Here is a 13,152-nt window from a genome sequence, read left to right as displayed (position 1 = left end):
TAATACGACCCTGCCTGGGGTCACAAGCGTTTCCCCCTCGTTGGTATTGGCGTCTCAGAAGGATCGAACGCAATGACAGATTGGCTTCAGAGCTCTGGAGAGATGGCTGAACGGGTTCGGCGCCATCCTTGGGAGGGCACGCCGCTCGGGCCGCCTGCGCAGTGGCCTGATGTGCTGAAGACCACCGTGGCGCTGAGCCTCGCCTCGCATTTTCCCCAGGCCATCGTGTGGGGGCCGGACCTGATCACGTTGTACAACGATGCGTTCCTGCCGATCCTCGGCAGCAAGCCCGAGGCGCTGGGGCGGCGGTTCGATGAGGTGTGGCGGGAGGTCTGGAACGATATCGGGCCGATCGTGCGCGCGGCCTTCGATGGGCAAGCCACTTATATAGAGAACTTCCCCCTGGTCATCGAGCGCGGCGGCGGTCCTGAGCAGGCTTATTTCACGTTCTGCTATAGCCCCATCCGTGACCAGTTCGGCACGGTGGTGGGCATGTTGGATACGGTCACCGAGACCACGTCCACGGTGTTCATGACCCAACGGCTGGCGGTGCTGGATGCCATTGGCAATGCGGTGGCCAACGCTACCGACCCGCAGGCCATCATGGCGACCACCACGCGGATTCTGGCGGCGCACTTGAACCTGTCCAATTGTGCCTATGCGGACATGGATGAGGACGAGGACGGCTTCACCATTCGCGGCGATTGGGCCAGGGCGGGTTCGCCCCATATCCTCGGGCATTATCGGCTGGCTGATTTTGGTCGGCTGGCCGTCGCCAACCTGCGGGCCGGCAAGCCGCTGGTGATCAACGATAACCTCAAGGAGCTGGCGCCGGAGGAAGCGGCGACGTTCCAGGCCATTGGTATCGCGGCTACCATTTGCGTGCCGTTGATCAAGGGCGGGCGATTGACCGCGCTGATGGCCATTCACGACAAAACGCCGCGGGTCTGGTCATCCAACGATCTGGCGCTGCTGATGGAAGTCACCGAGCGTTCCTGGGCCCACATCGAGCGCGCCCGTGCCGACGCTGCCGTGCGCGAAGGGTTGGCGGCCCTGGCCGAATTGAACGCGACGCTGGAAGAACGGGTCGAGGAACGCACCACGCGTTTGAAACAGACCGAAGCGGCGCTGCGCCAGTCGCAAAAACTCGAAGCCATCGGCCAGCTCACCGGCGGCGTGGCCCATGACTTCAACAACCTGCTGACGATCATCCGTTCTTCGGTGGACTTCCTGCGTATGCCCAACTTGTCCGAAGAGCGCCGGCAACGCTACATGACGGCGGTTTCGGAAACGGTGGAGCGCGCCTCCAAGTTGACCAGCCAGTTGCTCGCGTTTGCCCGGCGCCAGCCGTTGAAGCCAGAAGTCATCGATGTGGCCAAGCAAGTGCTGAGCCTGGGGGACATGCTGCAAACCGTCACCGGGGCGCGGATCCAGGTCAACGTCGAGTTGTGCGATCGGCCCTGTTACATCCGCGCGGACCTGAGCCAGTTCGAGACGGCGTTGATCAACATGGCCCTCAATGCCCGGGATGCCATGAATGGCCAGGGCACGCTGTGGCTTCGGCTCAGTTGCGACGGTGGCATGCCGCCGATCCGTGGTCATGCCGGGGCCGGGCAGTCCTTTGCTGCCATTGCCTTGGCTGACACCGGTACCGGTATTGACTCGCAAGTGCTCGAACACATCTTCGAACCCTTCTTCACCACCAAGGAAGTGGGCAAGGGCACGGGGTTGGGCTTGTCCCAGGTGTTCGGTTTTGCCAAGCAGTCCGGTGGCAACGTCGATGTTTCGACTGTGGTGGGCGAGGGCGCGGTGTTCACGTTGTACCTTCCGGAAGTGGCGCCAGAGCAAAACCACGAGCCGCTCAGGGAGGAGGTCACGCACCTGGTGCTGGAAAAGGGCAAGCGCCGGGTGTTGATCGTGGAAGACAATCTGGAGGTGGGGCGTTTTGCCAACCAGATCCTCCAGGACCTGGGCTACGAAACCGCCTGGGCGACCAACGCCGAAGAAGCGCTGGAAATGGTCGGGCCGGATGCGATGGCATTCGACGCGGTATTTTCTGACGTGGTGATGCCAGGCATCGGCGGTATCGCCTTGGCCCGGGAGCTGCGCCAGCGTCGCCCGGATCTGCCAGTGGTGCTCACTTCCGGCTACAGCGAAGAGTTGGCCCACAGTGGTCATGAAGGCTTTGAGTTCTTGTCCAAACCCTATTCGGCCGACCAGGTTTCCCGGGTTTTGAACCGGACGATGCTGGGCGCTGAATGAGTGTTTCCTTTTTGAAACAGCGAGTTCCACTCGTCGGCGAAGAGGCTTGTTGAATAAACAGTCTGTTGATGACCGGCTAGTCTCATTGTTGTGAAGGTCGATATTGTCAGGCAACCGGTTGTTGTCGGTATGGACCTCAATGAAAGGGGAAAGACAATGGGAGCATCGTACAGCGAGGAGCACGGAGCCGCGTATCCGATCAATGAAGGATTGCAGTGTGGTCAGTCGACCTACCATGCAGACTTTGGCGACGAGCCGATCAAGTCCATCAGGACGAAGGTGGCCAAAGTGCAGCGAGGGGAGAAGGCCAAGTTCTTGCCCAGGGTTCCGGTCAAGAAGTGACAGGTTCCCACCGGGCTGCGATCTTTCTCCTGTCGGTTGAATCCAAAGCGAAAGGTAAAAGATCGCAGCCTTCGGCAGCTCCTACGGGGAGCAATTCCGGTCTTTGCGGAAATATTTTTCATCTTTTCTCAATCGGCGGTTTCTTTCACGTTTCTTTCACAAGCAGGTACGTACTCTCAGCTCATCCGTTAGAAAGCAGTACCTGCCCGTTTCCCCAGCGGGCTTTTTTTTGCCTGTCATAAAATAATCCGCCGTTTCGTTGTCCAACCGTCATGGCTGACGCGTTTGGCGTACACTCGCGCCCGCGCGCACTGGCCATTTCTCCCCGATGCGGCATTCTTGAGGTTTCTATCATGCGTTTGACTTTGTCCACCTTGGTACTGGGGTTGGTGGTTGCCCAGGGCGCGATGGCTGCCGGTGACGGTACCGCTGCAGTCGGCGGCGGTCTGGGCGGTGTGTTGGGCAACGTGGTCGGCCAGCAGATGGGCGGCAGCACAGGCGCCGCGATCGGCGCGGGTGTCGGCGGCGCAGCCGGCAGCGCCGTAGGCGCGCGCAAGGGCAGCCGCACGGAAGCCGCCATCGGCGGTGGCCTGGGGTCGGCCGGTGGTTCGATCGTCGGTAACCGTCTGGGCGGCTCCACCGGTTCCACCATCGGTGCTGGCGTCGGCGGCGCGGCGGGCGGCGCGTTGGGCAGCAACCTGTCCAATGACAACGACGGTCACTCCGGCGGCAAGAAGCACAAGTACAAGCACAAGAGAAATCATCGTTAAGCGGATGCTTGTATGAAAAGACCCGGTCTCTGTGCCGGGTTTTTTATTGACCTGCCATTTCCGTGAACAGGCCCCCTGAACATTTCTCAGGAACGATTGCTGTCCCCCCACCTCAAATTCATACATCCATCAGCAATCGCGAGGTGTGCCATGACGCCGGAAACCGAAGGCAAGGAAGAAAAGGGCCCGACGGGCGTGCCCTTCATCAATGATCCAGGCCCCAACGACCCGGGCAACGAAGACCCCGGTTCCCTGATGGATGACGCCCAGGTGCCCTTGCTCGACGATGAAGACGCTGAACTCGAGGACGAATCCTACGAGTGAAGGCGTGCAAACTGATCGTCCGCGTTCTCTAAGCTGCAGGACAGGTGCGTGCACCTGTCGGGAGATTGTATGACTGCCGATTCCCCCGTTCCCAATGACGAAGAAACCCCAGAATACCCGCTACCATCGCCCACCAACCCGCTGAGCCGCGACCAGCTCCCGCCCGATGACGAGGCGGGCGTCGAGCAGGTGCCCAGCGACGACGAGGACGTCGAAGCGACTCCGGATGATCCGGACATCGCCGGTGACGACGCCTCTGGCACGCCGAGCTGATCGACGGGCCCGCCTGTCGATTCAGTGGCACCATCGCCCCGCCACGCGTGCCAGACATCAGGTAAGTATCTTGAAAAGGAGACTCACCATGATGAAGTCCAACATGACAGCGCTGACACTCGCCGGGATTCTTTCCGTCAGTTCATTGGCCGCTTTCGCACAATCTTCGAGCGGCACGCCCCCCGTGGACAAGGGCGGGATGCCACCGTCCTCGGAAATGGAAGCCGGCTCCAAGTCCGGTGCCAGCGAGAACGCCTTGCCTCCGGGCTCTGTGGGCGGCGGCAATGGCGGCGATGCCAGCGGCAGCAGCACCAGCCCCGGCACGGGCAGCGGTTCGCTGAGTGGCGGCAGCACGATGGGCGGTGCCGACGCGGGCGGTGGGACCAACGGCGGAAGCGGTACCAGTGACAGCGGTGGCAGCTCGGGCGGCAGTGGTTCGGGGTCGGGCGGCTCTGGCCAGTAACCTCCCATCATCAACCTACATGAGTGGCGAGGGAGCTTGCTCCCGCTGGGTTGCGAAGCAGCCCCACGATCCTGCGGTCGCTGCGCAACCGAGCGGGAGCAAGCTCCCTCGCCACAAAGCTCATCCTCAGATTTACCATTGCCGGTTCCAAGCCCCGTTCGTTATCCTGCTGAATCCTTTAAGGCGAACACGCTGCCCTGGCCGCACCTGAGCCATCCCTGGAATGTTGTGTTGATAACGGATCAGATGCGATGAATGCACCGCTGAAAGAGTTTGGCCCGATCAAAGCTGTGATTTTCGACATGGATGGGCTGTTGCTGGACACCGAGGGGATCTACACCGAGGTCACCTCCATCATCGCCGAGCGCTACGGGCGCACGTTCGATTGGAGCGTCAAGCAGAACATCATCGGGCGCGGGGCCACGGACCTGGCCAATTACGTCGTCCAGGCCCTGGAGTTGCCGATCACCCCCCAGGAATTCCTGGTCATCCGCGAGCCCTTGATGCGCGAGCGTTTTCCTCACGCCCTGGGCATGCCCGGTGCCGAGGAACTGGTGCGGCATCTCAAGGCCCACAACATTCCCATTGCGGTGGGTACCAGTTCGTCCAGCCCCACGTTCGCGCTGAAAACCACGTTGCACCGGGACTGGTTCGCGCTGTTCGATTGCATCGTGACGGCCGATGATCCGGAGGTCGGTGCGGCGAAACCGGCACCGGATATCTTCCTCACCGCCGCCCGGCGCCTGGGTGTCGAGCCGCGCGACTGCCTGGTGTTCGAAGATTCGCCGTTCGGCGTGACAGCCGCGAAAGCCGCCGGCATGACCGCCATTGCCATTCCGGATTCGGCCATGGCGGACGAAAAATACGCCCATGCCGACGGGATCATCCGCTCCTTGCGAATGTTCCAGCCGAGCCTTTGCGGTCTGCCGGAGCTGGAGTGGGCCTGACAGCGAAGGGCTGCTGCGCAGCCCCGCGGGAGCAAGCTCCCTCGCCACAATGATCGGCTCGGGTCAGGCGCCGAAACCACCGTCGATGGTCAGGCTGGCGCCGGTGATGTAACCGGCTTCCGGCCCTGCCAGATAGGCGACGAAACTGGCGATTTCATCGACATTGCCGTAGCGCCCGACGGCCATCAGCGACAACAGGCTGGAGGCGAAGTCACTGTCGGCCGGGTTCATGTCGGTGTCCACCGGGCCGGGCTGCACGTTGTTGACGGTGATGCCGCGCGGGCCGAGGTCGCGGGCCAGGCCTTTGGTCAGGCCCACCAGCGCGGATTTGCTCATGGCGTAGGTCGCGCCACCGACGAAGGGCATGCGGTCGGCGTTGGTGCTGCCGATGTTGATGACCCGGCCACCTTCGCCCATGTGCCGCGCTGCCGCCTGGGTGGCGACGAACACGCTGCGCACGTTGACGGCCAGGGTCTGGTCGAAATCTTCGAGTTTGAATTCATCCAGCGGCCCCATGGCCAGCACGCCCGCGTTATTGACCAGGATATCCAAACGCCCGAAAGCTTCGACGGTGGCGGCGACGGCGTTACGAACGGCGTCGGCGTCGGCGCTGTCCGCCTTGATTGCCAAGGCCTTGCCGCCCGCTGCGGTGATGCTGTTCTGCAATTCTTCTGATTTTGCGCCAGAGCTGACGTAGGTGAAGGCCACGGCGGCGCCTTCTGCGGCAAGGCGTTTGACGATGGCGGCGCCGATGCCGCGAGAACCGCCCTGGATCAAGGCGACTTTACCGTTCAGTGCTTGGGTACTCATGATGTTCTCCAAAAGTGCCGGGGCGAAGTGCCGCGGTGATGGAGCGAGTATCAAGAAGGCGTCATGGGCTGTGTAGACCGTCATTGCTATAGTCTGTCTAAACCAAAAGTTTAGAGTGAGGCCCATGGAGACCTTCAACAGTATCGAATGCTTTGTGCGCAGCGCCGAAGTCGGCAGCTTTGCCGAGGCGGCGCGACGTTTGAGCGTGACCCCGGCGGCGGTGGGTAAAAGCGTCGCCAAGCTGGAGGCGCGGATGGGGGTGCGCCTGTTCCAGCGTAGTACCCGCAGCCTGAGGCTGACCGAAGCCGGCCAGTTGTTCCTGAGGGAAGTCGGCAGCAGCTTCAACACCATCCAGAACGCCGTCGCCAACCTGGCCAGCGCCGGCGGGCAACCGGCGGGAACGCTGAAGGTGAGCATGGGCACGGCGTTCGGTCGCTTGTATGTCGTGCCATTGCTCGGGGAGTTTTTGCGGCGCTACCCGGCGATCAACCCCGATTGGCATTTCGATAACCGCCAGGTAGACCTGATCGGCCAGGGGTTCGATGCCGCCATCGGCGGTGGTTTCGAGCTGCCCCAGGGCGTGGTGGCGCGCAAGTTGACGGTGGCTCATCGGGTGCTGGTTGCATCCACGGACTACCTGAACACCCACGCTGCATTGGTGGAACCGGAAGATCTGGCGCAGCACCAGGGCATCCTGATTCGCTCGCCACAAACCGGCCGCGTGCGCTCCTGGCAACTGACCAGCCGAACCCAGCAACACAGCCCGCTCATGCTCAAGACCCGCATGACCATGAGCGATTCGGAAGCCGACTGCGCGGCCGCGGCCCAAGGGCTGGGCATCGGGCTGGTGAGCATGCCGGTGGCCGTGCCCTATCTGGAGTCCGGCGCGCTGCAACGGGTGCTGCCGGACTGGTACGTCGATGACGGCAATATCTCCATTTACTACGCCGAGCATAAGTTGCTGCCGGGCAAGACGCGGGTGTTCGTGGATTTCATCATCGAGCAGTTTGCCGAGCAGGGGTTGGCGCGGCGGTTCAGTGCGGTTTGAGTTGGGCGCTGGACCGCGTTGGCCTCAATCGCCGAGCAAGCTCGCTCCCACAGTTGGAGGGGCTGATCAGCAGTTTTGTGAACACCACAAACCCTGTGGGAGCGAGCTTGCTCGCGATTCAAGGCACCTCGGTCCAAGCCTGTGAGCTCACCGCCCAAACCGCCCCGGCCAGCCAATGATGGTCTTGGGCCGAGGCGTGGCGTAGGTGCGCACTTTCGAGGTCGATAACCCCAGCCGCACCAGTGATTCGGCAATGGTCACCGCCGCCGTCACGCCATCGACCACCGGCACTCCGGTGCGCTGGCGGATCTGCTCATCGAGCCCGGCCATGCCGCCGCAGCCCAGGCAGATCACTTCGGCCTTGTCCTGGCTGACCGCCAGTTCGGCCTGGCGCACGATGGCCTCGACCGCCCGCTGCGGGTCCTGCTCAAGCTCCAGCACCGCCAGGCCGCTGGCCCGTACCGAGGCGCAGCGGTCGAACAGGCCGGACAGCTTGAGCCGGTCTTCGATCAGCGGCACGGTGCGGTCCAGGGTGGTGACCACCGAATAAGCGTGGCCGAGGAACATGGCGGTACTGGCACCGGCATCGGTGATGTCTACTACCGGCACGTTCAGCAGTTCTTGCAGACCTTCGCGGCCATGTTCGCCGTAGCCGGCCTGGATCACCGCGTCGAACGGTTGGTCGTAGGACATCACCCGGTCCATCACCGCTATGGCCGCCAGGTAGCTTTCAAAATTGCCCTCGATGGAATCGGCACCGAAATGCGGCGTGAGCCCGACGATCTCGGTGCCCGGCGCGGCCACGGCCTGGGCCTGGCGGGCGATGGCCTGGGTGATGGATTCGGTGGTGTTGACGTTGACCACGAGAATTCGCATGAGCTGTCCTCCTTGATGCATGAAAGTAGGCGGCCCGTACCGGCCGGGCCGTTTGAGGGATCAATGATGAACGTTATCCACAGCGATGGATTCGCCGCTGACGTCCTCGTAATACGCTTCGCGCTTGGCGATGATCAGGTACAGCAGCCCTGCAATCGAAGCGCCAATCAGCCAGGAAAACGGTGAGATGGCGTCAAAACCGGGCACCAGGGCCAGGATGATGGCGATCAGCGCGGCCGGAATGAACGCCGCCACCGCACGCAGGTTGACGCCCTTGCTGTAGAAATACGCACCGTTTGGGTCCTCGCTGTACAGTTGCGGCACGTTGATACGGCCTTTTCGCAGCAGCCAGTAGTCGACCATGATCACCCCGTACAGCGGCCCGAGCAGGGCGCCGAGGCCGGACAGGAAATACACGATCACCAGTGGGCTGTTGTACAGGTTCCACGGCAGGATCAGTACGGCAATGGCGGCGCTGATCAGCCCGGCGCGGCGGAAGGTCAGGTACTTGGGCGCCAGGTTGCTGAGCACGAACGCCGGGGCGACGAAGTTGGCCATGATGTTCACCGCCACGGTGACGATCAGGAAGGCCAGGCAGCCCAGCACCAGAAGAAACGTGTTGGGGATCGAGGCGACGACCTGGGTCGGGCTTTCGATGATTTGCCCGTTGATCTGGAACTGCGCACCGCAGAGCAGGATGGTGATCCCGGCAAACACCAGGATGTTCACCGGCAGGCCCCAGAAATTGCCGACGATGATGGTTCGGCGGCACGGCGAGGAGCGGGCGAAGTCGCAGAAATTGAGGATCAAGGTACCGTAGATCGACAACCATAGCGCGCCGCCGGCAAAGATATTGCGCCACATTTCGCCACCGGTCAGCGGCTCGCGGATCGACCAGGCAATGGTGGCGCCGGCCTGGGTGTACATCCAACCGGCCAGGGCCGCGACGGTCACCAGAATCACCGGACCGGCGAAACCTTCATAACGGCGCACCGTCTCCATGCCGTAGGCCAGGATCACCAGTTGCACGAACCAGATCGCCACGAAACACACCCAGCCCAGGCTCGACAGGCCGAGGATCGAGTCGCGGTCGTAGTCGGCGAAGCCCGGATGGACCGCCACCAGCAACACGCGGAACACCACCGACGCCAGATAGGTCTGGATCCCGAACCAGGCAATCGCAATGACCGCCCTGATCAACGCAGGAATCTGCGCACCGTGGATCCCGAAGCTGATCCGGCTGATCACCGGGAACGGCACCCCGGTTTTCTGACCCATGTAGCCGGACAGGTTCATGAAGCCATACACCAGTGCCGCGCCTATCCCCAGGGACAGCAAGATCTGCCAGCCACCCAGCCCCAGGGCATACAGGCCGATGGCGAAGGAATAGTTGGCGATGTTGTGCACGTCGTTAGTCCACAGGGCAAAGATGCTGTAGCGGCCCCAGCGGCGACCTTCGGCCTTGGTCGGCGCCAGGTCGTTGTTGTGCAGCCGCGGGCTCAAGGCCAGGGAGGCTGCGGCGTTGTCATCGGGGGCAGTGGTGGAGGAGGGCAGATCCAGCGCGATGTTATTGGAGAGACTTGTACGCATTCCGGCAGGCTCCTGATTCTCGGCGCTGCGATGACTGTGCATGAGCGCGGGGCTCGACAAATCTTCGTCGCGGCGGGCGAGCATCATTGGTTACGGGGCATCTGCAGCCTGTACGGGATAGGGCGCTTCAGGCTTGCGGATCTAAAGTGTGTGTATGTTTTATAAATGTTGTATACAAAACACTTGGCGACTCAAGCCAGATTTATGCCACTTAAGGATCTATCCAACGTAACGCTAATTTCGTTTCGTTATGGTCTTTGAATAACTAGCTGAAATACGGCGATTTAAAGCTGACCGTTTAAACAGGTATTTATTTTTTGGCGAACGCCAGTGGAGGAAGGAAGCCAGGTGAGGCGGGGAATTGGGTGTAACTTTTCGGGGCAGTAACGACATAAGTGCACACAAAAATGCCACTTGTGGTGACATTTTTGTGTACAGAGGGCGGCGGACGCTTAGACGGTCTTGGATTTGGCGATGATGTTTCCGGCGTGGAGCCCGCATTCTTTCTGCGTGGCTTCTTCCCACCACCAGCGACCTTCGCGTTCGTGCTGGTTCGGCAGCACCGGGCGGGTGCAGGGTTCGCAGCCGATGCTGATGAAGCCGCGTTCATGCAGGCTGTTGTAGGGCAGTTCCAGCATGCGGATGTAACCCCAGACTTCTTCGCTGGTCATCTGCGACAGGGGGTTGAATTTGTACAGGGTGCGCTCCGGGGTGGAAAACGCCGTGTCGATTTCCAGCACGGCCACCTGGCTGCGGGTGCCGGGGCTCTGGTCGCGGCGCTGGCCGGTGGCCCAGGCGCGGACATCGGTCAGCTTGCGGCGCAGCGGCTCGATCTTGCGGATGCCGCAGCACTCGCCGTGACCGTCCTTGTAGAAGCTGAACAGGCCTTTTTCCTTCACGAAGGGTTCAAGTTTCGTGTAGTCCGGCGAGACCAGTTCGATGTCGATCTTGTAGTGCTCGCGCACCTGATCGATGAAGCGATAGGTCTCCGGGTGCAGGCGACCGGTGTCGAGGCTGAACACCTTGACGTTCTTGTTCAGTTTCCAGGCCATGTCCACCAGCACCACGTCTTCGGCGCCGCTGAACGATATCCACAGCTCGTCGCCGAATTCGGCGAAGGCCAGCTTGAGGATGTCCTGGGGGGACTTGTTGGCATAGGTCGTGGCGAGTTCCACGACGTCGAACGATGGGCTCATCAGGGCGGTTTCCTACAGGTCGGTGGCGCTGGGCGCTCTATATGGGGCTGATGGTAACAAAAGCTGTCGGGGCTGGCGCGCTCCTGTGCGTTGCGCGGGCTCTGGCGAATGGCTAGAGTCGGCAAGCCTTTTATTCGCTCAACCGATAAACATCAGAAAAAATGGGAGTGTCTTGTGGAAATTGCCTGTCTCGACCTGGAAGGTGTGCTGGTCCCGGAGATCTGGATCGCCTTTGCCGAAAAAACCGGGATTGAATCCCTCAGGGCAACCACTCGGGACATTCCCGACTACGACGTGCTGATGAAGCAACGGTTGCGCATCCTTGATGAGCATGGCCTCAAGCTCTCCGACATCCAGGAAGTCATCGCCACCCTCCAGCCGCTGGACGGCGCCATCGAATTCGTCGACTGGCTGCGCGAGCGCTTCCAGGTGGTGATTCTTTCCGACACGTTCTACGAATTTTCCCAACCGTTGATGCGCCAGCTGGGCTTCCCGACTTTGCTCTGCCATCGCTTGATTACCGATGACAGCGGGCGGGTGACGGGGTACCAGTTGCGTCAGAAAGATCCCAAGCGCCAGTCGGTTTTGGCTTTCAAGAGCCTGTACTACCGAGTGATTGCAGCGGGCGATTCCTATAACGACACCACGATGCTGGGCGAAGCCGACGCCGGGATTCTGTTCCATGCGCCGGAGAACGTGATCCGTGAATTCCCGCAATTCCCGGCGGTGCACACGTTTGCCGAGTTGAAGCAGGAATTCCTCAAGGCTTCGAACCGCCATCTCAGCCTGTAAGTAAAAAACCTGTGGGAGCGAGCTTGCTCGCGATAGCGGTGTGCCAGTCGGCATTGATGTTGACTGACACACTGTCATCGCGGGCAAGCCTTGCTCCCACAGGGGTACAGCGCCAGTCTGTGGGAGCAAGGCTTGCCCGCGATGCTTTTAGAGGCTTTGCAAGGTTTCCAGCAACACCCGAACCTTGGTAATCGACTCCTGATACTCGGCCTCCCAGTCCGAATCCGCGACAATCCCGCCGCCGCCCCAGCAGCACACCTGCCCATCCTTGACCAACAAACTGCGGATGGCGATGGAACTGTCCATTTCCCCGCGCACGTCCAGGTACAGCAACGAGCCGCAATACAGCCCGCGCCGGGTCGGCTCGAGTTCGTCGATGATTTGCATGGCGCGGATTTTCGGCGCGCCGGTGATCGAGCCGCCGGGGAAGCTGCCGGCGATCAGGTCCAGGGCGTCCTTGTCGTCGGCCAGTTCGCCGGTCACGCTGCTGACCAGGTGATGCACGTTCGGGTAGCTTTCCAGGCTGAACAACTCCGGCACCCGCACCGAGCCGATACGGCAGGTGCGACCCAGGTCGTTGCGCAGCAGGTCGACGATCATCAGGTTTTCCGCCCGGTCCTTGGGGCTGGCCAGCAGCTCGGCGGCGTGGGCCGCGTCTTCCTCGGGCGTTGTGCCGCGGGGGCGGGTGCCCTTGATCGGCCGGGTTTCCACCTGGCCTTCGCTGACTTTGACGAAGCGCTCTGGGGACAGGCTCAGTACCGCGCCGCCCTCCGGCAGGCTCTGGAAGCCGGAAAACGGTGTCGGGCAAGCCGCCCGCAACGCCTGGTAAGCGGCCCAGGCATCACCTTGGCAGGGCGCGCGGAAGCGTTGGGCGAAGTTGACCTGATAGCAGTCGCCGGCCTGGATGTACGCCTGGATACGTTCGAACGCCTGTCGGTAGGCTTCGGCACTGAGGTCTGGCGTCATCGGTCCTTCAAGGCTGAACGAGGGAACGGCGGCGGTGGTCGGCTGGCTGAACAGCGCGATCAGGCGCTGGCGTTCGTCTTCGCCGCAATGGGGATGGAACACCAGTTGGCTGGTGCCCGCCTGGTGATCGCTGATCAAAGCCCAGTCGTACACGCCAAAACGTGCGTCGGGCAGTTGCAGATCGTCCTGGGCGTGGGACGGCAGGGTTTCGAGGTGTCGGCCGAAGTCGTAGCTCAAGTAGCCGATCAGGCCGCCGGCGAAAGGCAATTGCACCGTGGCCGGCAGCACCGCGTCGCCCAGTTGCGTCAGCTGGATGCGCAGGCGTTGCAGGAAATCGCTGCCGCTCTCATTCGGCAACACCGCCAATTGTGCCAGCGGCCAGGCGCTGAGCAGGTCGTAACGCCCACGCTCGGCACTCGGCCGGCCACTGTCGAGCAGCACGCTGCCCGGGGCATGACGGATCGCCGCGAAATACTCGGCGGGGTTGGTGCGG

General features: G+C 61.8%; 13 protein-coding genes. 8 read left to right on the top strand and 5 right to left on the bottom strand.

The genetic code is table 11. The features are described from left to right. Positions 1-72 precede the first annotated feature (72 nt). From J4E53_RS26790 to J4E53_RS26765, 6 genes are all read left to right on the top strand, one after another. On the top strand, positions 73-2,262 hold the full coding sequence (locus J4E53_RS26790; RefSeq protein ID WP_103310894.1) for a response regulator: 2,190 nt from the start codon (positions 73-75) through the stop codon (positions 2,260-2,262). A 695-nt stretch (positions 2,263-2,957) separates the two neighbouring features. Beyond that, complete coding sequence (locus J4E53_RS26785) at positions 2,958-3,374, top strand: glycine zipper domain-containing protein (RefSeq protein ID WP_060741339.1); 417 nt, start codon at positions 2,958-2,960, stop codon at positions 3,372-3,374. A gap of 150 nt (positions 3,375-3,524) precedes the next feature. Beyond that, positions 3,525-3,698, top strand: a complete 174-nt coding sequence (locus tag J4E53_RS26780) for a hypothetical protein (protein ID WP_170842313.1) — start codon at positions 3,525-3,527, stop codon at positions 3,696-3,698. A 69-nt stretch (positions 3,699-3,767) separates the two neighbouring features. Further along, the gene (locus J4E53_RS26775; protein WP_060741340.1) at positions 3,768-3,971 is read left to right on the top strand and encodes a hypothetical protein; all 204 of its coding nucleotides are present in this window, start codon (positions 3,768-3,770) and stop codon (positions 3,969-3,971) included. An 88-nt stretch (positions 3,972-4,059) separates the two neighbouring features. Beyond that, positions 4,060-4,434 carry a hypothetical protein gene (locus J4E53_RS26770; RefSeq protein ID WP_060741341.1) on the top strand — a complete coding sequence of 125 codons (375 nt, stop codon included), beginning with the start codon at positions 4,060-4,062 and terminating at the stop codon, positions 4,432-4,434. Between the two features lie 251 nt (positions 4,435-4,685). Continuing rightward, positions 4,686-5,381: an HAD-IA family hydrolase gene (locus J4E53_RS26765; protein WP_092255927.1), complete on the top strand. Its 696-nt coding sequence runs from the start codon at positions 4,686-4,688 to the stop codon at positions 5,379-5,381. 63 nt (positions 5,382-5,444) lie between these two features. Here J4E53_RS26765 and J4E53_RS26760 read toward each other — a convergent pair whose 3' ends face one another. Then, on the bottom strand, positions 5,445-6,191 hold the full coding sequence (locus J4E53_RS26760; protein ID WP_060741343.1) for a 3-oxoacyl-ACP reductase family protein: 747 nt from the start codon (positions 6,189-6,191) through the stop codon (positions 5,445-5,447). Between the two features lie 124 nt (positions 6,192-6,315). On the opposite strand from J4E53_RS26760, the gene J4E53_RS26755 reads away from it, so the two are divergent. Beyond that, on the top strand, positions 6,316-7,239 hold the full coding sequence (locus J4E53_RS26755; RefSeq protein WP_060741344.1) for a LysR family transcriptional regulator: 924 nt from the start codon (positions 6,316-6,318) through the stop codon (positions 7,237-7,239). Between the two features lie 147 nt (positions 7,240-7,386). Here the strand turns inward: J4E53_RS26755 and J4E53_RS26750 are convergent, their stop codons facing one another. The 3 genes from J4E53_RS26750 to J4E53_RS26740 all read right to left on the bottom strand — a co-directional run bounded on the left by J4E53_RS26750 (position 7,387) and on the right by J4E53_RS26740 (position 10,901). Beyond that, positions 7,387-8,115 (bottom strand): aspartate/glutamate racemase family protein, encoded by a 729-nt coding sequence (locus J4E53_RS26750; RefSeq protein ID WP_060741345.1) that lies wholly within the window; start codon positions 8,113-8,115, stop codon positions 7,387-7,389. 60 nt (positions 8,116-8,175) lie between these two features. Then, positions 8,176-9,705 (bottom strand): NCS1 family nucleobase:cation symporter-1, encoded by a 1,530-nt coding sequence (locus J4E53_RS26745; RefSeq protein WP_103310893.1) that lies wholly within the window; start codon positions 9,703-9,705, stop codon positions 8,176-8,178. A gap of 452 nt (positions 9,706-10,157) precedes the next feature. Further along, the gene (locus J4E53_RS26740) at positions 10,158-10,901 is read right to left on the bottom strand and encodes a phosphoadenylyl-sulfate reductase (protein WP_013693959.1); all 744 of its coding nucleotides are present in this window, start codon (positions 10,899-10,901) and stop codon (positions 10,158-10,160) included. 174 nt (positions 10,902-11,075) lie between these two features. Between J4E53_RS26740 and thrH the strand changes: the two genes are divergently transcribed. Beyond that, positions 11,076-11,693 (top strand): bifunctional phosphoserine phosphatase/homoserine phosphotransferase ThrH, encoded by a 618-nt coding sequence (gene thrH, locus J4E53_RS26735; protein WP_103310891.1) that lies wholly within the window; start codon positions 11,076-11,078, stop codon positions 11,691-11,693. Between the two features lie 147 nt (positions 11,694-11,840). Here thrH and pabB read toward each other — a convergent pair. Then, the coding region (gene pabB / locus J4E53_RS26730; protein ID WP_207268222.1) for an aminodeoxychorismate synthase component I at positions 11,841-13,152 on the bottom strand (1,312 nt) is incomplete at its 5' end.

Source organism: Pseudomonas sp. FW305-28 (genome assembly GCF_017351395.1).
Lineage (GTDB): Bacteria > Pseudomonadota > Gammaproteobacteria > Pseudomonadales > Pseudomonadaceae > Aquipseudomonas > Aquipseudomonas fluorescens_AA.
This window is presented reverse-complemented; position numbering and strand designations above follow the sequence as displayed.

What these genes read in the sequence shown, in the direction of transcription:
- J4E53_RS26790 (WP_103310894.1), top strand. Translation starts at nt 73, where the DNA reads ATGACAGATTGGCTTCAGAGCTCTGGAGAGATGGCTGAACGGGTTCGG.
- J4E53_RS26785 (WP_060741339.1), top strand. Translation starts at nt 2,958, where the DNA reads ATGCGTTTGACTTTGTCCACCTTGGTACTGGGGTTGGTGGTTGCCCAG.
- J4E53_RS26780 (WP_170842313.1), top strand. Translation starts at nt 3,525, where the DNA reads ATGACGCCGGAAACCGAAGGCAAGGAAGAAAAGGGCCCGACGGGCGTG.
- J4E53_RS26775 (WP_060741340.1), top strand. Translation starts at nt 3,768, where the DNA reads ATGACTGCCGATTCCCCCGTTCCCAATGACGAAGAAACCCCAGAATAC.
- J4E53_RS26770 (WP_060741341.1), top strand. Translation starts at nt 4,060, where the DNA reads ATGATGAAGTCCAACATGACAGCGCTGACACTCGCCGGGATTCTTTCC.
- J4E53_RS26765 (WP_092255927.1), top strand. Translation starts at nt 4,686, where the DNA reads ATGAATGCACCGCTGAAAGAGTTTGGCCCGATCAAAGCTGTGATTTTC.
- J4E53_RS26760 (WP_060741343.1), bottom strand. Translation starts at nt 6,191, where the DNA reads ATGAGTACCCAAGCACTGAACGGTAAAGTCGCCTTGATCCAGGGCGGT.
- J4E53_RS26755 (WP_060741344.1), top strand. Translation starts at nt 6,316, where the DNA reads ATGGAGACCTTCAACAGTATCGAATGCTTTGTGCGCAGCGCCGAAGTC.
- J4E53_RS26750 (WP_060741345.1), bottom strand. Translation starts at nt 8,115, where the DNA reads ATGCGAATTCTCGTGGTCAACGTCAACACCACCGAATCCATCACCCAG.
- J4E53_RS26745 (WP_103310893.1), bottom strand. Translation starts at nt 9,705, where the DNA reads ATGCGTACAAGTCTCTCCAATAACATCGCGCTGGATCTGCCCTCCTCC.
- J4E53_RS26740 (WP_013693959.1), bottom strand. Translation starts at nt 10,901, where the DNA reads ATGAGCCCATCGTTCGACGTCGTGGAACTCGCCACGACCTATGCCAAC.